19 protein-coding genes are annotated in these 20462 nt (G+C 61.6%); 12 read left to right on the forward strand and 7 right to left on the reverse strand.

Annotated elements, in window-relative coordinates; genetic code table 11:
* Window positions 1-7: 7 nt before the first annotated feature.
* The 3 genes from PH586_RS08040 (at window position 8) to PH586_RS08050 (ending at window position 3075) form a co-directional block, all read left to right on the forward strand.
* Window positions 8-1132: an acyl-CoA dehydrogenase family protein gene (locus PH586_RS08040; protein WP_271347239.1), complete on the forward strand. Its 1125-nt coding sequence runs from the start codon at window positions 8-10 to the stop codon at window positions 1130-1132.
* 60 nt (window positions 1133-1192) lie between these two features.
* Window positions 1193-2059 (forward strand): cache domain-containing protein, encoded by an 867-nt coding sequence (locus PH586_RS08045; RefSeq protein WP_271347240.1) that lies wholly within the window; start codon window positions 1193-1195, stop codon window positions 2057-2059.
* Between the two features lie 125 nt (window positions 2060-2184).
* The gene (locus tag PH586_RS08050; protein WP_271347241.1) at window positions 2185-3075 is read left to right on the forward strand and encodes a DMT family transporter; all 891 of its coding nucleotides are present in this window, start codon (window positions 2185-2187) and stop codon (window positions 3073-3075) included.
* Between the two features lie 63 nt (window positions 3076-3138).
* Here the strand turns inward: PH586_RS08050 and PH586_RS08055 are convergent, their stop codons facing one another.
* Complete coding sequence (locus tag PH586_RS08055; protein ID WP_271347530.1) at window positions 3139-4158, reverse strand: amidohydrolase family protein; 1020 nt, start codon at window positions 4156-4158, stop codon at window positions 3139-3141.
* 169 nt (window positions 4159-4327) lie between these two features.
* Here PH586_RS08055 and PH586_RS08060 point away from each other — a divergent pair, with 169 nt between their 5' ends.
* On the forward strand, window positions 4328-5167 hold the full coding sequence (locus PH586_RS08060) for an oxidoreductase (protein ID WP_271347242.1): 840 nt from the start codon (window positions 4328-4330) through the stop codon (window positions 5165-5167).
* Between the two features lie 98 nt (window positions 5168-5265).
* The gene (locus PH586_RS08065; RefSeq protein ID WP_271347243.1) at window positions 5266-6060 is read left to right on the forward strand and encodes a hypothetical protein; all 795 of its coding nucleotides are present in this window, start codon (window positions 5266-5268) and stop codon (window positions 6058-6060) included.
* 290 nt (window positions 6061-6350) lie between these two features.
* Here the strand turns inward: PH586_RS08065 and PH586_RS08070 are convergent, their stop codons facing one another.
* Both PH586_RS08070 and PH586_RS08075 read right to left on the reverse strand, forming a co-directional pair.
* On the reverse strand, window positions 6351-6908 hold the full coding sequence (locus PH586_RS08070) for an antitoxin Xre/MbcA/ParS toxin-binding domain-containing protein (protein WP_271347244.1): 558 nt from the start codon (window positions 6906-6908) through the stop codon (window positions 6351-6353).
* 902 nt (window positions 6909-7810) lie between these two features.
* Complete coding sequence (locus PH586_RS08075; protein ID WP_271347245.1) at window positions 7811-8368, reverse strand: DedA family protein; 558 nt, start codon at window positions 8366-8368, stop codon at window positions 7811-7813.
* Between the two features lie 480 nt (window positions 8369-8848).
* Between PH586_RS08075 and PH586_RS08080 the strand changes: the two genes are divergently transcribed.
* Window positions 8849-9724 carry a vitamin K epoxide reductase family protein gene (locus PH586_RS08080; protein WP_271347246.1) on the forward strand — a complete coding sequence of 292 codons (876 nt, stop codon included), beginning with the start codon at window positions 8849-8851 and terminating at the stop codon, window positions 9722-9724.
* A gap of 153 nt (window positions 9725-9877) precedes the next feature.
* Here the strand turns inward: PH586_RS08080 and PH586_RS08085 are convergent, their stop codons facing one another.
* Complete coding sequence (locus tag PH586_RS08085) at window positions 9878-10777, reverse strand: universal stress protein (RefSeq protein ID WP_271347247.1); 900 nt, start codon at window positions 10775-10777, stop codon at window positions 9878-9880.
* A 407-nt stretch (window positions 10778-11184) separates the two neighbouring features.
* On the opposite strand from PH586_RS08085, the gene PH586_RS08090 reads away from it, so the two are divergent.
* The 3 genes from PH586_RS08090 to PH586_RS08100 all read left to right on the forward strand — a co-directional run bounded on the left by PH586_RS08090 (window position 11185) and on the right by PH586_RS08100 (window position 14606).
* The gene (locus tag PH586_RS08090) at window positions 11185-12159 is read left to right on the forward strand and encodes a magnesium transporter (RefSeq protein WP_271347248.1); all 975 of its coding nucleotides are present in this window, start codon (window positions 11185-11187) and stop codon (window positions 12157-12159) included.
* 165 nt (window positions 12160-12324) lie between these two features.
* Entirely contained in the window at window positions 12325-13743 is a 1419-nt protein-coding gene (locus PH586_RS08095; RefSeq protein WP_271347249.1) for a homospermidine synthase, read from the forward strand.
* Between the two features lie 107 nt (window positions 13744-13850).
* Entirely contained in the window at window positions 13851-14606 is a 756-nt protein-coding gene (locus tag PH586_RS08100; protein ID WP_271347250.1) for a Mut7-C RNAse domain-containing protein, read from the forward strand.
* A gap of 14 nt (window positions 14607-14620) precedes the next feature.
* Here PH586_RS08100 and PH586_RS08105 read toward each other — a convergent pair whose 3' ends face one another.
* The gene (locus PH586_RS08105) at window positions 14621-15598 is read right to left on the reverse strand and encodes a cysteine synthase A (RefSeq protein ID WP_271347251.1); all 978 of its coding nucleotides are present in this window, start codon (window positions 15596-15598) and stop codon (window positions 14621-14623) included.
* Between the two features lie 126 nt (window positions 15599-15724).
* Here PH586_RS08105 and ftsH point away from each other — a divergent pair, with 126 nt between their 5' ends.
* The 3 genes from ftsH (at window position 15725) to PH586_RS08120 (ending at window position 18802) form a co-directional block, all read left to right on the forward strand.
* On the forward strand, window positions 15725-17563 hold the full coding sequence (ftsH, locus tag PH586_RS08110; RefSeq protein ID WP_271347252.1) for an ATP-dependent zinc metalloprotease FtsH: 1839 nt from the start codon (window positions 15725-15727) through the stop codon (window positions 17561-17563).
* Window positions 17553-18113, forward strand: coding sequence for a phosphoribosyltransferase family protein (locus PH586_RS08115; protein WP_271347253.1), 561 nt, complete (start codon window positions 17553-17555; stop codon window positions 18111-18113). The genes ftsH and PH586_RS08115 overlap by 11 nt, the downstream gene beginning before the upstream one ends.
* Window positions 18114-18307: 194 nt before the next feature.
* Window positions 18308-18802: a BCAM0308 family protein gene (locus tag PH586_RS08120; RefSeq protein ID WP_271347254.1), complete on the forward strand. Its 495-nt coding sequence runs from the start codon at window positions 18308-18310 to the stop codon at window positions 18800-18802.
* Window positions 18803-19016: 214 nt separating this feature from the next.
* Here the strand turns inward: PH586_RS08120 and PH586_RS08125 are convergent, their stop codons facing one another.
* Window positions 19017-19262, reverse strand: a complete 246-nt coding sequence (locus PH586_RS08125) for an acyl carrier protein (protein WP_271347255.1) — start codon at window positions 19260-19262, stop codon at window positions 19017-19019.
* Window positions 19263-19273: 11 nt separating this feature from the next.
* On the reverse strand, window positions 19274-20449 hold the full coding sequence (locus PH586_RS08130) for a dihydrolipoamide acetyltransferase family protein (RefSeq protein ID WP_271347256.1): 1176 nt from the start codon (window positions 20447-20449) through the stop codon (window positions 19274-19276).
* Window positions 20450-20462 lie beyond the last annotated feature (13 nt).

Consider the following 20462-nt stretch of genomic DNA (forward strand, 5'->3'; position numbering starts at 1 on the left):
GATAGTTATGCGTGCCGTTTTCCGAGAAGACCACAATATGTTCCGCGAAATGGCGCGGCGTTTCGTAGACCGCGAAATCGTCCCGCACCTACCTGAATGGGAAAAAAATGGCATCGTGCCCAAGGACGTCTGGCTCAAGGCCGGCGAACTGGGATTGCTGTGCTCGACCGTGCCCGAGGAGTACGGCGGTTCAGGTGGTGATTTCGGTCACTCGGCGGTGATGATTGAGGAGCTGGCCAGGGCTAACGCTACCGCAGTGGGCTTCACCACCCATTCGGAGATAGTCGCGCCCTACATCGTGGCCTACGGCAGTGAAGAGCAGAAGCTCAAGTGGCTGCCGCGCATGGTCAGCGGCGAGCTGATCGGGGTGATCGCCATGAGCGAGCCGGGCATCGGCAGCGATTTGCGCTCCATGCGCACCCTGGCCCGCCGTGATGGCGAGGATTACATCGTCTCAGGACAGAAGACCTTCATCACCAACGGTGGCAACGCCGGGCTGATGGTCACCGCGACCAAGCTCAATCCGGCGGCCAAGGAGCTGACGCTGATCTGTATCGAGGAGGACCGCAAAGGGTTTTCCAAGGGTCGCTTGCTGGAGAAAATCGGCTTGAAGGGCCAGGACACCGCCGAGCTGTTCTTCGACGAAGTGCGGGTGCCGGCCAGCAACCGTCTGGGCGAGGAAGGGCTGGGCTTCAAGTACCTCACCCACCAGTTGGCCTGGGAGCGCCTGATCATCGCCATTCGCGCGGCGCAGTCGATCCATACCCTGCTGGAGGAAACCATCGAATACACCCGTGAGCGCAAGGTGTTTGGCAAGCCGGTGCTGGACTTCCAAAACACCCGCTTCAAGCTCGCCGAGGCCAAAGCACAGGCGACCATGCTGCGCGTGTTCGTCGACGATTGCCTGGCCAAGGTGATGTGCGGTGAGCTGGCGGCAGACACCGCGGCCATGGCCAAGCTGCTTGGCTCGGAGATGCAGGGCAAGCTGCTCGACGAGTTCCTCCAGTTGCATGGCGGCTATGGTTTCATGAGCGAGTACAAGATCAGCCGTGCCTGGGTAGACGCGCGGGTTGCCCGCATCTATGGCGGGACTTCGGAAATCATGAAGGAAATCATCGGTCGGACCCTTTAAACCACTATTCGCCGGTCCTGAAGCAACTCCACAGGCAAGGTGAGCATTTGGGGACATGTTATGTCGCTTATCTTTCGCAATGCTGTGCTGCTGCTTGTGGGGCTGTTTGTTCTGCCGCAGGCCTTCGCCCAAGATGCGCCTGCAGAGCGCTACGCGGCTGAGGCCGAGCGGGCGAATCGGCTGTTGAACAAGGCCGTAGCGTTTTATCAGGAGAAGGGCGATGCGGCGCTGGCCGTGTTCAGCCGGCAGGGCGAGTTCATCGACGGCGAGCTGTACGTCTATGTGCTGGATACCGCTGGGGTGATGCTGGCCAGCGGTGGGCCTTCGGTGAATCTGGTCGGGCGCAATATCAGTAGCGCACTGAACGAAGAACTCAACGCGGCGTTCCAGGAGGCGTTGCGCCTGCCTGACAGCGGTGCGGTACACCGCGCCGAATACCGCTGGCTGAACTGGAATGACGGTAAAGTCGAACGCAAGCACGTGTTCTTTCAGCGTGTCGACGAACGCGTCTTTGCGGTTGGTTACTATGTGCCGCGCGCCAGTTCGGAAGAGGCGGAGGTTCTGCTGGAACGGGCTGCTGCTGCCGTGGCCGAGAACCCCCAGGAAACCTTCAAGCGCATCAACAGCCTGGATGCGGATTTCATTCGCGACGATCTTTATGTGTTCGTAGCCGATCTGCGCACGGAGCGCTATGTCGCGCATGGCTACAACCTGAGACTGGTTGGCACCAACTTCCGTGCCGTGCAGTCGGTCGATCATGTGCCTATCGGCGAGCAGATGCTCAAGATCGTCAACGGTAAAGGCGAGGGCGAGCTCACTTACCTGTGGCGCAACCCGGTGACGGGGCGCAGCGAGACAAAGCACACCTTGATCCGTAAGGTCGGCGACTATGCGGTTGCGGCGGGGTATTACCAGAAGCCGCTCTGAGTTCGGCTGAGTCGCGGGCACCATCCACCCGAGTACCCGCGCAGGCGCAACGAACTCACGCCGGCACTGATCGGTGGTTCAGGCTGGCGTAAGAGGGCAACGCCTGTCGAGGATTCAGCCGTCCCATGATCTATCTCCTGCCTGTGCTGGCCGCGCTTATCTGGGCCGGCAGTACCGTGGTCAATCGCCTGGCGGTCGGCGCTATCGAGCCCGCGGCCATTTCCTTCTACCGTTGGCTGCTGGCCTTTGTGCTACTCAGTCCCTGGCTGTTGCCCGGGGTTTGGCGGCAACGGCAGTTGATCGCTCGGCATTTCTGGCAGCTGTTCATCCTTGGTGTGCTCGGCATGGCGCTGTACCAATCGCTGGCCTATTTCGCGGCGCATACGGTTTCAGCGATGTCGATGGGTTTGATTCTGGGAACCATGCCGCTGTTGACCATTTTTCTGGCCATCCCGCTGTTGCGCACCCGGCCCACTCCGGGCGTCTGCTTGGGCGGGCTGCTTTCATTTGTTGGCTTAGCGCTGCTGATCAGCGCGGGAAAACCCAGCCAGCTGTGGACCGAGGGGATGGGCTCGGGCGAGTTGATGATGCTCATGGCCTCGATCTCCTATGCCTTGTATTGCCTGCTGCTGAAGCGCTGGCAATTGCCGGTTTCTACCTGGGTATCTCTCTATGTGCAGATCTTCTGTGGCCTGATGGTGCTGATTTCGCCATTCCTGCTTGCGCCGTCGGTGCAACTGACCGCGCAGAACATGCCCTTGGTGGTCTACGCAGGGCTTTTCGCATCAGGGTTGGCACCGGGCTTATGGAATCACGCACTGGGCATTCTGGGCGCAGAGAGGATCGCCATATTCATGAACCTGGTGCCGCTGCTCACCGCCGTGCTCGCGGTGCTCATGCTGGACGAGGCCCTGCACGGTTACCACACCATCGGTGGCGGGCTGATCCTGTGCGGTATTGCGCTGGCGCAGGGACGGCCCAAGCCAGCCGTCGAGCGACTGCCGCAGGGCGACTGACCTGACCGACCAATCGCTCTGAAAGCTGGGTGTAGCGCAGACTGTACGGAGCAGTAGGTGGGCTCAGAGAGGGCCGGGCGCGTCCAGCTTGAGCAGCCGGATGGCATTGCCGCTGCGGATCTTTTCACGCTCGCTGTCGTCGAGGCCCAGGCCTGCAGTGAGATCGCCATGGTCGTAGGCGCCGCCGAAATTGGTGCCGTAGACCAGCCTGTCCACCCCGACCACCTCCGCAACGCCGCGGCGCAGGCCCGGCGCATGGACATCGAGATCGAAATAGAAGTTGTTCATGTAATCCATGAGTGGCTTCTGATTGCGGGCATCCGGCGCCATGGCGCGGTTCAGCTCGCTAAGCCGGCCCAGTTGGAACACCGCCATACCGCCGGCATGGGTGATGTAGGCCTTGAGGGTGGGGAAGGTGTCCAGCGCGCCACCACAGATCAGGTACCAGAAGAACAGGGTTTCATCGACACAATCGCCGACGATGGAGGTCGTCTCGAACTTGTCGTCGGTATGCTTTTCGCCCCAGTACATCGACTGATTGAAGCCATGCACCATGATAGGCACATCCAGTTGGGCGATCTTTTCCCAAACCGGGAACAGGCGTTCGTCGTGCGTCTCGATGCCGTTGAAATTAGTCCCGCCCACGCAGACACCCTTGGCCCCCAACTGGGTGACGGCACGCTCGATTTCCTCCACCGCGGCATCCGGCTCGGCCAGGTTGGCATGGCACCAGAAGTCGAAGTGCGCCGGATCCTGACGGCAGTAGGCGGACATTTCATCGTTGCAGATCCGCGCGTACTCGTTACCGAATTCGCCGGCCCAGTACATGAAAGCATGCGAGGGGGCAGACAACACCAGCTTGTCCACACCGCGTTCGGCCATCAGCTTGCGCCGACTCGCGTGAGTCATGCGCGCCAGCAGGTTGGCTTCGGCCTCTGCATCGTTGGCGGCCTTGGACGGTTGCTTGGTGCCAAGGGAGAAGTGGCCGACGGTGAAACCGCTGGTCTTCATGAACGGGCCCCAGAACTCATGGCGGTTGAGCATTCCCTTCGTCACGAGATGGGCATGGATATCGATCAGCACGGCGTACTCCTCAGGATGGGTCATAGGGCGCGGGCATCGATTTCTGCGCCAGATCTTCTAATATTATTTGAACATATTTAAAAAGTTTGTTCATATAGTTTGTGCGCGTTCATCCTCCCAGGGACGGATGGCGGCACATTTCGCGGTCTATCGAACCCGGAGAACAACAATGAGCAAAATATGGTTCGTTACGGGAGCTTCCCGTGGCATAGGCGCGGAAATCGTCAAAGCGGCGCTGGCGGCAGGCGACAATGTGGTGGCGACAGGACGCGACCTTGCCCGTCTCGAGCGATTGTTCGAGGCGTATGGCGATCGTGTGCTGTCGTTGCAATTGGACGTCGCCGAGGAAAGTCAGGCATTTTCGGCGGTCGAGGCGGCAGTGCAGCGTTTCGGGCGCATCGACGTCGCCGTGAACAACGCAGGGTATGGGCAACTGGGTCCCTTCGAGGAAAACGACGCCGAAGCGGCCGAGCGGCAGTTCGCGACCAATGTTTTCGGTACGTTCCATGTATGCCGTGCGGTGCTCCCGGTGATGCGCCGGCAGCGGGGCGGGCACATCTTCAACATCTCGTCGATCGCTGGTGTGGCCGGCATGGGCGGCGCCGCGTTGTACTGCTCGGCGAAATTCGCGGTGGAAGGTTTCTCCGAATCGCTCGCACAGGAGGTGGCGCAATTCGGCATCCGCGTCACCATCGTCGAGCCAGGGGCCTTCCGTACCGACTTCCTTGATGTGAGCTCGGCCGCCCTGGGCGGCAAAGGCCTGGAGGACTATGCCGGGTTCAGTAGCAAGATCAAAGCGTCGTCAGAAGCCAACAACCACAAGCAGGCAGGCGATCCCGCCAAACTGGGCGCGGTGCTGGTGCGCTTGGCCGCCGAAGAAAAACCACCACTGCGCTATCAGGCCGGCACCGATGCCCTGCAAGTGGTGACCGGCAAACTGGCGGCAATGGCTCAGGAGATCGAACAGTGGCGTGATCTATCGGTATTGACCGATGGAGACTTCAGATGACGTGCGCAGCAGTTCGGCTGCGTGCCTTGTCACCAGCGTGAGGGCTTGAATTGTAGGTCATCGACCTGCGTGGACAGAGCCTGTAAAGGGAGAGCATTTTGGAACGCGAAAACAACAAGAAAAGCCGTTTGCTGAGCTACCTGTTGATACTGGTACTGCTGGCCTGTGCCCGAGGAGAAGCGCTGGCCGCGCTGAGCCGGCAGGAGCTTCAGGAAATGCGTACGCTGGCGACAATGACGACGGTCAGCGTGCTGCTCTACTACAACCTCAATGGCATGCCCTATGAAGCCGAGAATCTCGAATCCTTCAGCCACAACCTGGATCGACTGCGCGAGTTGTCCATGCAAGCCGGTGATGCCTCGCTCGTCGACCAGGTCCGCCTGCTAGACGATGCGGCCTCCCAGCTCAAGCAGTTGCCGCAGAGTACTGCCGATGTGCGCTCGGTGTGGCCCGCCTATACACGCTGGTTGCCGGGTGTCATCGAGGCGCATTTCCGCCTGGAGAAGTCGCTGAGCGAACGCTACGACTCGGCGCCCGAGGTGGCGCAGACACAGAGTCGATTGCATGGGCTCAGCCATGATATTGGGCGGATGCTGCTGTCCTACCAAATGGCATCCTTCCCGAATTTCGGGGGCGATATCTGGATTCTCAATGAGCGGGGGCTAAGCGAATTGGATGCCGATATCGAACGGTGCTTCACCGAGTTGTCCGAGCAGGACAGTACTTTTATGCAGGCGCTGAAGGTTCCACTTCGAGACTATCGCTTCGTTCGCAAGCGCGTGCTCAATCCTGTTGGAAACTGGGCCCCTAATGCTGTGGAGCGCTATCTGGCGCAAGCTATGCGTAGTGTGGATAGCCAAGTACGAGCCCTGAGCAGTAGCGCCCCTGGGTAAGCAGCTCTGCCATAGTGGCTTGCAATTCGATGGCCCAACACCTAGAGCGGAGGGGCTTGATCGTAATGCCTGGAGATTTACTCATTCCAGAAACTGGAAAATGCAATGTCCGACCACAAGAGGTTGTTTGCCCGTAAGGGCAGGGCATACGCAGCGCGGTAGTTGCAGCTTAACTATTGGCTTAAATAGTTTCAGAGTCATGGACTATTTGCAGCGCCAATAGTCGAGAAGAACCCGCGGGGAGGGCGCTTCTCCGTGAATTGATTATGCCAAGCTTGCCGACCTCAAACCTACTGGTATACCCCGTACTCCAGGCGTGTCAAAAGATCGCTTACCAGTTGGCCACCGATTGAGTTTTCCAACAAATCAATGGGCTTCCCGCCGTCAAGTCCGATGGAGGGTTTCAACATCCATTCTTCAGCAAGCTCCAGTGAACCAATAACTTTCACAGCTTGGTCGAGGAGCAGGGCTCCTCTGATGGCTCTAGCGCTTTGGTCCGAGCTCAATCGTTCATGAGGGATCTTGAGCCGGCACCGAATGGTTCGCCCAGATAGGCCGATCAACTTTATCAACATGGAGTCGCTGGACAGCATGTCAACCGACTGAGCGAACTTAGAAAGTGCCGTAAGGGTTACGCCGCTTACAGCTGCCCGGTACAGGGCAGAAAGATCGTTCTGCTCAGACACCCCAGTCAGCAGGAAGGTGAAATTGATAGTCCATGCATCTCGGGCCTGCTCTGAAGACTCTTTCGGCAGGCATTCGGCCCCAATGAAACTCGATGTGCTGGCTGCTGCAGGCTTATTGCCAGCGGAGACAATCGGGGGCTTACCCGGAATTTCGGCGTCCATGAGCACCTCCAGATCCAGACTCAAGGCATGATTCTGCCCCTGAAACACTCTTCCTTCTAGTCCCGATCATGATCATGAGACGTTAGAGGCTAGACGCTCGGATCCGGGTGAGTCCGATGAGCACTTCCTGCGAGGAGCCCAACCGGCTCCAGCTCACGACCTCTCTGTGCTGCAATCTTGAACATTCGGCGCTGCCACTGAGTCGTGGGTCCGATTAAGCGAATCGCTTCCTCTGTGTAGCGTGCTTCGAGCTCTTCGGTTCTGCTTTTATTTCTACTCATCACAAGCACTCTTGTTCTTGGGGCGATTGATGCTCGAGCTTTCGGATAGATATTCACTTGATCGAAAGCGGTATCCCGAATTCTAGTCGGATGGCTCTGCTCGCGCAGTTCACACAGCCAGCTAACCCCAACATAGTTCGGTGTACTGGTACTACACGTCCTACCAGAGGTCCAACATTGTCTTCCGCGAAAGGATATCGCCATCGTTTTGGAGCTACAGCTGCAAGAGCGCGCCTGAAGAGCTCAGCCTTCCTCTAAGGGAAGTAAAAATCCAAAACCGGGATAAATTCCGCGATTTAGATTATTGATACGCATAAATTTGGATATTTACTTCCGGGTACTATACGCAAACACCTATTGCAGCGCTGATCTCCATACGCTATTTAACATAATATACATTATGCGAAGTATCAGGTGGTAAGCACCACGGCGAACACCAACAGAATGATCGGCACGCTTTGACACTGCTGAGGCTTGGTGGATTTGCTGGAAACGCTGAAGGCTGATGCTAATGTGTCGGGGCTGCGCTGAACGCCGTGGCTGCCGACGTTCTTCCCTGTACCAATCACGCTCGTACATCCCGCTGAAAGAGTCGCTGCCTCACGATTTTATACTCGGTGATCACCTACCCATGTGCAGCAATTTTCGTAGCAGGTTGATGGCAATTCCGATGACGACAATGACCAGCAACGCGACTTCCTCATAGTGTTTGATATCGGCGAACAACCATTGCAGCGTTTGGCCGAACATAAAACCGGCACCTGCGATCAAGGGGGCCCAGATGGCGGCACCCAGCAGGTTGAACAGTACGAATCGCCAGGCTGGCAACTCGCTCATCCCTATGGCAATGGGCCCGACTACGCGCAGTCCATACATGAAGCGCACGCCGACTATGACGCTGGCGTGATAGCGCAGGAGCAAGCGATTGACCCGTTGCGCACTGGGTGTCAAGTTCGGAAAGCGGCGCAGAAGGCGATCGCCATAGCGCCGCCCAATAAAGAAGTACAGCTGATCACCCAAGGTGGCGCCGCTCAAGGCGAACACAACCACTAGGGGGAAGGAAAAATAGCCCTGATGTGCGGCGAAACCGGCTAGCAGAAGAACGGTCTCGCCTTCGAGGAAAGCGCCGACGAGTATTGCGGCATAACCGTACTGGGCGATCAACTGCGTCAGCGTCATGCGGTACCCTCGCAGCGGCGTCAATGCTATTGAATCAAGTGCGCGCTAAGTAACGCCCACGCCTCTGCAATATGCAGTTATTTAGGCGGTAACGCCCGCCGTCAGCCAACGCATTATAACTGCTCCAACTCGCCCAGGTCCCCGGGCCAATCTTCTTGGCCACCCGGCGTTTCGGCAATTGCGCGCTTGAACTACGGCCAGCCCTGGAGTGCCCAACGCGAGCAGACGGCTGCAGCGCCCATCACTCAGGTAGGCGCCCTCACCTGCTCCCTTACCGAAGCCCTGGCAGTCAATCGGCCGCTTTCCTTGAGATTTGGCGGGGTCAGCCCCCAGCTATGTGGTCTGGTGCTGCCGGGGAAGCGGCCATCCACACCTGAGTTTTACTGCTAACGTTTACAAGTAGATCGCCCCCATCAATTGGGGAGGCAACCACCAACGTGTGGTTTTTTTCGACACTTCTCCTGGAAAAGAGCCTGGTCTATGAGTAAAACCAAAAAGCTTCGACCTCACGAGTTAATCGCCCAATCCGGCGCCGGCCGCAGGGTTGCGCAATCGCCCGAGTTAGTGGTGCTGGGACCGGCGCTGTGCGGCATGCTGCTGACTGGCTACCTGACCTATGTCGCCCTGCGTGGCGGCACACCGGCATTCTGTTCGGCTGAATCGGCCTGCGATCTGATCCAGCACAGTCGTTGGTCGAGCTTGCTGGGGCTGCCGCTGGCGCTCTGGGGCTTCGTTGTTTATGGGCTGTTGGCGGCTAATGCTTGGCGCTTGCCGGCCCGCTTGGTGCGTTGGCGGCGACTCTGGCTGCTGGCCTGGTTCGGGCTGGCTGTCAGCCTGTACATGACCCTGGTTGCCTGGCTGCAACTCGATGCATTCTGCACCTGGTGCTTGCTGTCGCTGGCACTGATGGCGGCGATCTTCATTCGAGTGAGTCTGAATCGACCAAAATCGGCACCTGGCACCGAATGGAGGCACTGGCTGACCTATTGCGGGGTGGCAACACTGGTCACCCTGGGCGGCCTGCAATTGTATTACAGCGATATGCTGGCTCCGCGCGAAGACCCACAGTTGCAGGCCCTGGCCAGCCACCTGCAGCGTAGCGGCGCGAAGTTCTACGGCACCTTCTGGTGTCCAACCTGCCAGGAGCAGAAGCGCCTATTTGGCACATCGGCTGAGCGTCTGCCCTATGTCGAATGCACCCCGGACGGGCGCAACGGACTGGTTGCGCGAGCCTGCATCGAAGCGAAAATCAACCGTTACCCAACCTGGGTCATCCGCGAGCAGCGCTATTCGCAGATGCTCAATATTGAAGACCTGACGCGCCTATCAAGATTCAAGTGGCGGGAAACGCCTTAAGAGCAGCTAGCTGCACTTGCGCTCAGGTTATGAACCATAGCTGAGCACAAGTGCAGGTAGCACGCACACTGCAACACTGCGGCCTTGCAAGCGCGCAACTGGCCACGGATCGCTGCCCTCCCCCGTACATATCGCCTACACGCTGAACCTGGATCAGGTTGGCCTGATCGCCAAGATGCTGCTTGGGACCTGATACAGGGTCTGCTCCGTGGTACTGCCCAGGACTTTTTCCAGCCCCTTGCTGTCCAGCGTGCCCATGACGACAACATCCATGTGCTCGCGCGTGGCAAAGTCGCTGATCATCCTGATCGGAGAACCTTCGACAACGTGTCGCCGCTGCGGCGGCACGCCATGTTGCTCGGCGAACTCATTGAAAGTCTTGCGCATTATGCTGGTCAACTCTTCCAGAAACTCAGGCGGCCAACTGACTGGGGCTGCGGCATAAGCCAGGTAGGCAGGTGAGTGCTCATAGGCGTGCAATAGATGCAGCTCTGCATTGCATTGCACAGCCAAATCATTGGCGGCTGCCAGAATGCGTTCGCTCAGGTCGCTGACCCGGTTTTTTGCGTCAGACAGATCGACTGCCGCGACAACCCTGCGTGGCAGCGGGTGTTCGGCGGCACTTACCAAATGCAAAGGCACCGGGCATTCGCGTAGCAATTGCCAGTCAAGCGGCGTAATGAAGGCACGCTGCAATATCGACTCATGGTGCGTGTCCTTGATGACCAGGTCCGCCTGAACATTCTTTATGTGCAGGAGAATTTCCTCGACAGGCGTATCGGTCCAAACGGCTTCGGTCGTCACCGCAATGCCCGTGTCGCTGAGCCGGTCAGCTTCAGTCTTGAGGTAAGCCTGCTGTTGCCTGAGGTAATCGTCACGCACCTGGGCTTCTGTGCTTTTGTCCAGCAACCACATGGTGGCATATGGGCCGCTGATCGCCGCGATATGCAAGGAGCCACCGCACGCTTGCACCAGCGCTACTGCCCTTTGCAGGGCGGGGGACTGGCGCATGCCTGGGTCGGCTATTAGCAGCAGTCGTTGATACTGACTCATGGGAACCTCCCGAAGCTCTGGTTACCATCGCCATGCCCATCGCTGCCCTACCCCAAGCGATACCCTGAGCAGACATTCGCGCCGGACGATGCATATCGACATGCTTTAGCCTGCCCTGGCAGATGGCCCGTGAGGTTGATCTACATCAAACCGACCCGGTTCCGGCGCCTCAGAAACAGTGAAATATCATGCGCCGTCGCCAGGTCATCAGCGCTGCTTGGCAGTTGGCAAGCGTGCGCCCCCAAGCTGCCAGCATGGGGGCGCGACGACTGGCTTTTCCCGGCCATGCGCCAGCCTGGCTCAGCCCTGGGTCATTCCGAGTCAAGCGGCCAGAGCTATAGTCCAGACAGCCTTGCTGCTTTGGTCAGCGCTATTCACGCGGCATGGCCCTGCGTCAGGAGATCGCCATGTCGCATCAAACAACTGCCCACACCAGCTTCGAAACGGCGGCGCAGCAGGCCACCTCCCGAGTTCCGTTGTTTACGCCGGACTGCACCGTCGACGCGGCGCGCCTGGGGATGATTGGCCAGCGCTACGAGTGCGCAAGCCACATCATGGTCTGTGAAGATGGCTACTTTCTCGGCCTGGTGAGGATCGAAGACCTGCTCAGTGCACCGGCGGACATCACCCTGGCAGACTTGATGGACGCTCAGGCGCCCATAGTCGCGCCCGGTATCGATCAGGAAATTGCCGCCTGGCGTGCCGTGAACCATGAGGAGTCAGCGTTGACCGTGGTCGATGCTCAAGGCTGCCTGGTTGGGGTGATTTCGCCCCACCGCCTGCTGGCGGTCCTGCTTTCGGAGCATGAGGAAGATCTGTCGCGCCTCGGCGGCTTTATCAAGGGCGCCGAGGCCGCCCGCAGCACCAGCGAGGAACCGGTGCGGCGGCGCTTTCGCCATCGTATCCCATGGTTATTGGTGGGGCTTTTCGGAGCGTTCCTGGCTGCAGATTTCGTTGGGCAGTTCGAGGCGCAATTGCAGAGCAAGATCATCCTGGCCTTCTTCATCCCGGGAATCGTTTATCTGGCCGATGCCGTCGGTACCCAGACTGAAACCGTGGTGGTGCGCGGTCTTTCGGTCGGGGTTGGAATGCGCCAGATGATTGGCCGCGAACTGCAGGTTGGCCTGGCTATCGGTTTGGCGCTGGCCCTGGTCGCCGGCCCGCTGGTGTGGTGGCGCTGGGGCAGCCCCGAGATGGCCTTGTGCATTGGGCTTTCGGTGTTCGCCACCTGCGCCACGGCAACCCTGGCAGCCATGACCCTGCCTTGGTTGTTGAACAGCTTTGCCCTCGATCCGGCATTCGGCAGCGGGCCATTGGCTACGGTGATCCAGGATCTGTTTTCGGTGCTGATCTACTTCACTATCGCCAGCGCACTGTTCTGACCTGCCAGGGCAGAAAGCTTGATCCACATCATGCCGGGGTGGACGCATGCGCCCCTAAGCTGAGATTAGAGGCCTGGCTTGCCATATTCCTGCGCCATCGCATTGAGCAGCCAGTCTTCGCCTTTACTGCGTGTTCCTTGGCGCAGCAATACGTGGAGAGCCGACATGCTCATGCCGCCTGCCAAACAGCGCTTCGCCGGCCGCCTGGTCATGCTCGGTTTCGGCTGCATCGGCCAGGGGGTATTGCCGCTCTTGTTGCGGCATATCGAGCTCAACCCCGAGCAACTGCTGATCATCAGCGCCGATCACTGGGGGCAGGCGCTGGCCCGGGAACACGGGGTTACCCAGGTGCATTTCGAGTTGACCCGGGACAACTATCGACAGGTGCTGGAGCCGCGACTCACGGCGGGCGACTTTCTCCTCAACCTCTCGGTAGATGTCTCCAGCCTGGCGTTGATCGGCCTGTGCCGCGAGCGTGGCGCGCTGTATCTGGACACCTGCACCGAACCCTGGGCCGGCGGTTATGACGACCCGTCGCTGTCGCTCTCGCAACGCTCCAACTACGCCCTGCGCGAAGCCGTACTGGCCCTGCGCGGCAAGCGGGGCAAACAGCCCACGGCAGTGCTGACCCATGGCGCCAATCCGGGCCTGATTTCCCATTTGCTCAAGCAGGCGTTGCTCGAACTGGCCGCCGACAGCGACCTGAGCGCAACGCCGCCGACCTCGCGCGAGGACTGGGCGCGGCTGGCGCAAGCCCTTGGCGTGTGCACTATCCATATCGCCGAGCGCGACACCCAGTTCGGCCCCGAACCCAAGGCCGCTGGCGAGTTCGTCAATACCTGGTCGGTACCCGGATTTCTCAGTGAAGCCTGCCAACCGGCCGAACTGGGCTGGGGTAGTCATGAGCGCTACCTCCCTGAAGACGCCGCGCGGCATGTCTTCGGCTGCCAGGCCGCCCTCTACCTGACTCGCCCCGGGGCGGCCACCCGGGTGCGCAGCTGGACGCCGCTGGCCGGACCGCAACTGGGTTTTCTCATTACGCACAGCGAATCCATTGCCATCGCCGACTATTTGACCCTCGGCGATCCGCTCGCCCCCGAGTACCGCCCCACGGTGCTCTATGCCTATCACCCCTGCGATGCGGCGGTGCTCTCGTTGCATGAACTGGCCGGACGCAACTGGCACGCACAGCGGCGCCAGCGTCTGCTCGAGCAAGATATCAGCGACGGCGTGGATGCCCTCGGTGTGCTGCTCATGGGCCACCCGCGCGGCGCCTACTGGTACGGCTCGCGCCTGAGCATCCAGCAGGCCCGGACACTGTGCCCGGAAAACAACGCCACCAGCATGCAGGTCACCAGCGCGGTGATGGCCGGGGTGATCTGGGCTATCCAGCACCCCTGGCGCGGCATCGTCGAGCCGGACGAAATGCCCCACACGGCGATCCTCCAGCTGTGTCGGCCCTATCTCGGCGAGGTTGCCGGGGTATACAGCGACTGGACCCCACTGAAGCACTACAGCGGCTTGTTTCCCGAGGACCTCGACCCGGACGATCCCTGGCAATTCAAGAACTTCCGCGCCCCGTAAACGCTCGATCAAAGCTTGCGCCCGCGGCGACCGCTGCCACAGGACGCAAGTCAGCCCGGCGATGGCTGCTCGCAATGTTCAGTACCTCTGAGAGCTATGCTTGATTCATGGTTCGCGCGACTTTTCGCTTCTACGAGGAGCTCAATGACTTCCTCCCGGCCGAGCGTCGGCGCCGGGAATTCGACTGCCTGTGCGCCCGCGCGGCCACCACCAAGCACATGATCGAGGCCCTCGGCGTGCCTCACACCGAGGTCGAACTGCTGCTGGTCAACGGCGAGTCGGTAGGCTTCGAGCGGTTATTGGCGGACGGCGACCGGGTGGCGGTCTACCCCAAGTTCGAACGCCTGGACATCAGCACCCTGCTCAAGGTGCGAGCGCAGCCATTGCGGGTCTTGCGCTTCATCGCCGATGCCCACCTCGGCGGTTTGGCCAGGCTGCTGCGCATGGCCGGTTTCGACACGCTCTACGACAACCATTTCGACGATCTGCAGATTGTCGAAATGGCCGCGCACGAGCAGCGCATCATACTCACCCGCGACCGCGAGTTGCTCAAGCGCCGGCGGGTCAGTCACGGCTGCTACGTGCATGCGCGCAAACCCGCCGAGCAGTTGCGCGAACTGTGCGAGCGGCTCGATCTGGCGCCCAGCAGCAAGCCGTTCAGCCGCTGCCTGCATTGCAACCTGCCGTTGCACGGCATCGATGTGCAAGAAGCCCGCGAGCGGTTACCCAGCCGCATCGGCTACAGCTATTCACAGTTCATGCAATGCCCCGGCTGTCACCGTGTGTACTGGCAAGGCACGCACTGGCGCAGCATGTACGCCCTGCTGACAGCGCTGCTGATGCAGCAGACAGACCCCGATTGACGCCGCCCACTCGCTCAGGCCGGTGGTTGCAGCCCGGCTTCGTGCAGCCAGTCGCGATTGAACAGGCGTGCGGCGTAGAGCCCGCCGCGGTCGCACAACAAGCTCACAACGCAGTGTCCTGGCCCCAGTTCCAGGGCGAGCTGGCGCGCCGCGCAGAGGTTGATGCCACTCGAGCCGCCGACGAACAAGCCTTCCTCGTGCAGCAGGCGATACAGCATGTCCACGCACTGCTGATCGTCCACCTGCAGCGCCGAGTCGATCGGTGTGTCTTGCAGATTGGCGGTCACCCGACTGGTGCCGATGCCTTCGGTGATCGACTTGCCCTCGGCGCGCAATTCACCGTCCAGCACCCAATGATAGAGGGCACTGCCCATGGGGTCGGCCAGGACGATGCGCACCGCCGGCTTGCGCTCCTTGAGATAGCGCGCCACGCCGCCCAGGGTGCCGCCGGTGCCGACCGCACAGACGAATGCATCCACCCGGCCCTCGCTATCGCGCCAGATTTCCGCCCCGGTGGTTCGGTAATGCACGTCGCGATTGGCGGTATTGTCGAACTGGTTGGCCCAGATCGCCCCCGGCAATGTGGCGGCCAGACGCCCGGCCACCTTCTGGTAATTGTCCGGGTCGCTGTAGGGCTTGGGCGCTACCGTACGCACCTCGGCGCCCAGTTGGCGCAGCCGGTCGAACTTCTCGCGCGATTGGTTATCCGGGATCACGATGATGCAGCGATAACCCCGCGCCGCACAGATATGCGCCAGGCCGATGCCGGTGTTGCCGGCGGTGCCTTCGACCACCGTACCGCCCGGCCCCAGGCGGCCACTGTGTTCGGCGTCTTCGATGATGCCCAGGGCCGTGCGGTCTTTCACCGAGCCGCCGGGGTTGAGAAACTCGGCCTTGGCCAGGATCTCGCAACCGGTCTCGGCGCTCAGCTTGCCGAGGCGAATCAGCGGCGTGTCGCCAATGGTTCCGATAAAACCGTCGCGGATAGCCATGGTTCACCTCCAGCCTGCTCTATCCTTTTTTTAGTTTAGCGGCGACAGCGGGTTGATGAGCATCAATACCGCGTCCGGCCGCCAGGGTTACACCTAACCTCGAACCTTCCCGCGAGGACAGGCCTCATGGAAAAGCAGCAGCAATGGAACCTCTGGTTCTTTCTCGTCGCCTTCAGCCTGCTTCTGGTGTTCCAGGACTGGTGGGCGGCGCGAAGCGTGGTCGAACCCCTGCCCTACAGCGAGTTCATGCGCCTGCTCAAGGAGGAGAAACTCAGCGACTTGCGCATCGAGCAGCAGCAGATCAGCGGCAACCTCAAGGAACCGATCAACGACCACAGCCAATTTGTCACCGTGCGGGTTGAACCCGAACTGGCCGAAGCCCTGGCGCAGTCGCATGTGACCTTCAGTGGCACCCGCCAAGGCGGGCTGATCAGCAACCTGCTGAGCTGGCTGTTACCCTTTATTCTGATCTTCGCCCTCTGGTCGTTCCTGTTTCGTCGTCTGGCCGAGAAACAGGGATTCGGCGGTATGGTCAACGTCGGCAAGTCCAGGGCCAAGATTTTCGTCCAGCGCGATACCGGGGTGACCTTCGAGGATGTGGCCGGGATTGACGAAGCCAAGGCCGAGCTGCTCGAAGTGGTGTCCTTCCTCAAGGACCAGCCCAAGTACAGCCGCCTTGGCGCGCGGATTCCCAAGGGCATCCTGCTGGTCGGCCCGCCCGGCACCGGCAAGACCCTGGTGGCCAAGGCGGTGGCCGGCGAGGCCAGCGTGCCCTTCTTCTCCATCTCCGGCTCGGAATTCGTCGAGATGTTCGTCGGCGTCGGCGCCGCGCGGGTCCGTGACCTGTTCGAACAGGCACGCAAGTCGGCACCCTGCATCATCTTCATCGACGAACTCGACGCCCTGGGCAAGGCGCGCGGGGTCGGCGCCTTTGGCGGCAACGACGAGAAGGAGCAGACCCTCAACCAGCTGCTCGCCGAACTGGACGGTTTCGACCCGCGCGAAGGCGTGGTCCTGCTGGCCGCCACCAACCGTCCGGAAGTGCTCGACCCGGCCCTGCTGCGCGCCGGCCGTTTCGACCGCCAGATCGTCATCGACCGCCCCGACCGGCGCGGTCGGCTGGCCATTCTCAAGGTGCATGCCAAGCGCATCCAGATCACCGCCGACCTCGATATGGATCGCATCGCCGGGATCACCACCGGCTTCTCCGGCGCCGACCTGGCCAACCTGATCAACGAGGCGGCCATCCTCGCCACCCGCCGCGGCGCCGATGCGGTGAGCATGGACGACTTCACCGCCGCGGTGGAGCGCATCGTGGTCGGCAGCGAACGCCGCGGCCGCCTGCTCCAGCCCCACGAGCGCGAGGTGGTGGCCCACCATGAAATGGGCCACGCCCTGGCCGCGGCCAGCCTGGCGGGCATGGATCCGGTGCACAAGGTGTCGATCATCCCGCGCTCGGTCGGTGCCCTCGGCTACACCCTGCAGCGGCCTACCGAGGATCGTTTCCTGATCACCCTGGCGGAACTGAAAAATCGCATGGTCGTGCTGCTCGCCGGGCGGGCGGCGGAAGACCTGATCTTCAAGGAGATATCCACCGGCGCCGCCGACGACCTGGCCAAGGTCACCGACATCGCCCGGCAGATCGTCACCCGCTTCGGCATGACGAGCGAACTCGGCCAGGCCGTGCTGGAGCATCAAAGCGCCAGCTACCTGGGCGAACAGGCGATCAGCCTGCGCGAGAAGGACTACTCGGAAGAGACCGCGCGCGAGGTCGACCTGAGCATCAGAGCCCTGATCGATGGTGCCTATACGCGGGCCAAGGCGCTGCTGCAGAGTCGTCGCGCCGACCTGGAACAAGGTGCGCAGCTGCTGCTGGAAAAGGAAACCCTGACCCCCGACGAATTCCCGGCGCTACGGCCCCGCCCGTCCCCGCGTTTAGAGGGAGACCAACAGCATGCCGACTAAACCCGCCGGGCAGCGGCTATGCCTGTACACCAGCGCAGAACTCGACGCCATCGTGCGTGCCATGGCCATCCAGGCCGTGGCCCTGTTGCCGCCCGGGCAGAGTGCCCTGGTCGGCATTCTACGCCGTGGCGAGCCCCTGGCCCGCCTGCTGCAACAGCAGCTGGCGCAGCTCACCGGGCAAGCCGAATTGCCGCTGTATGCGCTCAAGGTCAAGCGCTACGCCGATGACCTCAGCCTGCTGCATGCGCAAACGGCATTGACCGAGAGCGCCGAACTGGCCGCGCTGGACTTGTCCGGCACCACCCTGCTGGTGGTCGATGATGTGCTCTATGAAGGCCACTCGCTGTTGCGCACCTGCGCCTACCTGGCGCGTCTCGGTGCCCAGCGGGTGCGGGCGGCGGTGTTGGTCGATCGCTGCGTCTGCAGCCAACCGGTGCATGCCGATATCGTCGGCGTACGCCTGCAGATCGCCCCCGGCGACATCATCGAATGCAACGTGCCGCCCTACGAGCAGGCGTTTCGCATCGAGGTGCTGCGCCACGGCGGCTGACTGCGGGCCCTCCTCCGCGTCCTGCAACGCACCGTTGGTCAGCGCTGCTGGTGCGGTCGCGCCAGCGGCAATCGGCTTTGATGTACATCAAGATGCAGCGGCGCAAAGCAGTGCAAACAGATAGCAGGTGCCTGCTTGTCGAAGCTGGCCAGCAAACCTTTTAGTCCACTGTTTTTTGCGTCGCGGAGAATGTCATGGACAAGTACCAGCAGAGTCAGAAAAACAAGCTGTTCAATCCCCAGCGCCACGATCCGACCCTAAGCCCTCGCAGTGCCGGCACCGCCCTCTGCCCCAGGTGCGATGCGCTCTATCAGGCCGGCAGCTGGGCCTGGCAAACCCCACAAACCCGCCTCTCCGGCGACGTGACGGAGGTTGTCTGTCCGGCCTGCCGACGCATTGAAGACAAGGTCCCGGCGGGGACCCTGACCTTGTCAGGGGCGTTCTTGAAGGCCCATCACGACGAAATCCTCAACCTGATCCACAACACCGAACGGCTGGAGAAGGCCGAGCACGCCATGGAGCGCCTGCTCGAGGTGACGACCCAGGATGATGTCGTGCAGGTCACCACCACCGGTATCCATCTGGCCAACCGCATCGGCCACGCCCTCGATTCCGCCTACAAAGGCCAGACCCAATACCACTACGACGATGACCAGACCCACGTCAGCATCCACTGGCAACGTGACTGAACCCGCGGTCGCGCGGCTGGGGGGCCTTGGTGCCCCCTGAGCGAACGCTCGACGACTTCGCCGCGATGAGCGCACGCAGCAGGCGCTCCTGGCGGATGCCGCAGGGTGTTCTCCGACGCCATAAGGGCATCGGTCGCGACACCAGGTCCCATCCCAGCTGGCAAGCGCCCCGACGGTCCTGTTGTCGTCCGCGGCGACGAAGGCGTTGCGCCTGCTAGGTCAGATGCGGCTCCAGGTAGGCAATCAGCGCATCGAGACTGTCCAGCTTGTGGTAGTCGGACTCGGGAATATTCACGCCCAGGCGCCGGTGCAAGGCGCCGAGAAAGCGCAGCCAGTCCATCGAGTCGAGATCGACCTCGTCGCGTAGCGGGCGGTCGCTGCGCAACGCCTCGGGCTCGAGTTCCGGCGCGATGTGCTGCAACTCTTGCAGCACCTGCTGGCGCAACTGTTGTCGATCCATTGCCGTGCTCCTCAGAGGCTCTTGGGTTGCTGTAACAGACGCCGCACTTCGCCGAGAAAGCGCGCGCCATAGTGACCGTCGCTGACCCGGTGGTCGGCGGCCAGGCTGGCGACCACGCAGGGCATCACGCAGAGCTGGCCGTCCTCGACCCAGGGCCGCTCGGCGATGCGACCGAAGCCGACCAGGGCCACCTGGGGCGGATAGATCACCCCGAACACGCTGTCCACGCCCTGATCGCCGAGCTGGGTGACGGTCAGGCTGGCATCGCTCAGTTCGGAGCTGCGCAGCGAGCCGTTGCGGGCGCGCTGCACCAGATCGGTGACTTCGCCCATCAGTTGTTCCAGCGGTTTGTCGGCGACCGCGTGCAGCGCCGGCGCGATCAGCCCGCCTTGGCGCAGGGCGATGGCCATGCCGAGGTGAATGTCGGCGGCCGGCTGGAAGCCACCCTCGCGCCAGAAACCATTGAGCTGCGGGTACTCGCGCAGTGCCAGCGCCACCGCCTTGAGCAGCAGCACGCCCGGTAGTAGGCGCTCCTGCGGCGTGCTCTGGGCATTGCGGGTCTGCAGCCAGGCCATGGCCTCGCCCAGGGCGATGGTTTCGCTGAGGTAGTAATGCGGGATCTCGCGTTTTGACCGGCTCATGGCTGCGGCGATGGTCTGGCGCATGGCGGCCGTGCGCTCGCTCGGGCCGCGTCCGGTTGGCGCCGGCGCCCGGCTGGCGGCTTCGACGTCTTCCAGGGTGATCACGCCATGCGGTCCGCTGCCGGTCAGCGCAGTCGGGTCCAGGCCCAGTTCGCCGGCACGCTTGCGCGCCGCCGGGGACACCCGTGGCCGGCTGGCCGGTGCCGCGCCCGCGACCGGTATGCCGAGCGCGGGCGCGGGCGCAACGGGCGCAACGGGCTCGGCCGCCGGCTGTCGCGGCAGCTGGCGACGCGCGGTGTCAGCGCTTTCCCCGGCCTCCAGCAAGCTGGCGATCGGCGTGCCCACCGGCACCTTGGCACCGGGCTCGATCAGCAGCTCGAAGACTTCGCCTTCCTGCCAGCACTCCACCTCGACTGCTGCCTTGGCGGTATCGACCACGGCAATCACCTGGCCGCGCTTGACCGCATCGCCAGGCTGGATCCGCCACTCCAGCAGCGTGCCCTCGTCCATGTCGGCGCCGAGGGATGGCAGTTTGAACTCGATCATGCGTCGCTCCCAT

This window comes from Pseudomonas aestuarii (assembly GCF_027988105.1).
GTDB classification, from domain to species: domain Bacteria; phylum Pseudomonadota; class Gammaproteobacteria; order Pseudomonadales; family Pseudomonadaceae; genus Aquipseudomonas; species Aquipseudomonas aestuarii.

What these genes read in the sequence shown, in the direction of transcription:
- PH586_RS08040 (WP_271347239.1), top strand. Translation starts at nt 8, where the DNA reads ATGCGTGCCGTTTTCCGAGAAGACCACAATATGTTCCGCGAAATGGCG.
- PH586_RS08045 (WP_271347240.1), top strand. Translation starts at nt 1,193, where the DNA reads ATGTCGCTTATCTTTCGCAATGCTGTGCTGCTGCTTGTGGGGCTGTTT.
- PH586_RS08050 (WP_271347241.1), top strand. Translation starts at nt 2,185, where the DNA reads ATGATCTATCTCCTGCCTGTGCTGGCCGCGCTTATCTGGGCCGGCAGT.
- PH586_RS08060 (WP_271347242.1), top strand. Translation starts at nt 4,328, where the DNA reads ATGAGCAAAATATGGTTCGTTACGGGAGCTTCCCGTGGCATAGGCGCG.
- PH586_RS08070 (WP_271347244.1), bottom strand. Translation starts at nt 6,908, where the DNA reads ATGGACGCCGAAATTCCGGGTAAGCCCCCGATTGTCTCCGCTGGCAAT.
- PH586_RS08075 (WP_271347245.1), bottom strand. Translation starts at nt 8,368, where the DNA reads ATGACGCTGACGCAGTTGATCGCCCAGTACGGTTATGCCGCAATACTC.
- PH586_RS08080 (WP_271347246.1), top strand. Translation starts at nt 8,849, where the DNA reads ATGAGTAAAACCAAAAAGCTTCGACCTCACGAGTTAATCGCCCAATCC.
- PH586_RS08085 (WP_271347247.1), bottom strand. Translation starts at nt 10,777, where the DNA reads ATGAGTCAGTATCAACGACTGCTGCTAATAGCCGACCCAGGCATGCGC.
- PH586_RS08090 (WP_271347248.1), top strand. Translation starts at nt 11,185, where the DNA reads ATGTCGCATCAAACAACTGCCCACACCAGCTTCGAAACGGCGGCGCAG.
- PH586_RS08095 (WP_271347249.1), top strand. Translation starts at nt 12,325, where the DNA reads ATGCTCATGCCGCCTGCCAAACAGCGCTTCGCCGGCCGCCTGGTCATG.
- PH586_RS08100 (WP_271347250.1), top strand. Translation starts at nt 13,851, where the DNA reads ATGGTTCGCGCGACTTTTCGCTTCTACGAGGAGCTCAATGACTTCCTC.
- PH586_RS08105 (WP_271347251.1), bottom strand. Translation starts at nt 15,598, where the DNA reads ATGGCTATCCGCGACGGTTTTATCGGAACCATTGGCGACACGCCGCTG.
- ftsH (WP_271347252.1), top strand. Translation starts at nt 15,725, where the DNA reads ATGGAAAAGCAGCAGCAATGGAACCTCTGGTTCTTTCTCGTCGCCTTC.
- PH586_RS08115 (WP_271347253.1), top strand. Translation starts at nt 17,553, where the DNA reads ATGCCGACTAAACCCGCCGGGCAGCGGCTATGCCTGTACACCAGCGCA.
- PH586_RS08120 (WP_271347254.1), top strand. Translation starts at nt 18,308, where the DNA reads ATGGACAAGTACCAGCAGAGTCAGAAAAACAAGCTGTTCAATCCCCAG.
- PH586_RS08125 (WP_271347255.1), bottom strand. Translation starts at nt 19,262, where the DNA reads ATGGATCGACAACAGTTGCGCCAGCAGGTGCTGCAAGAGTTGCAGCAC.
- PH586_RS08130 (WP_271347256.1), bottom strand. Translation starts at nt 20,449, where the DNA reads ATGATCGAGTTCAAACTGCCATCCCTCGGCGCCGACATGGACGAGGGC.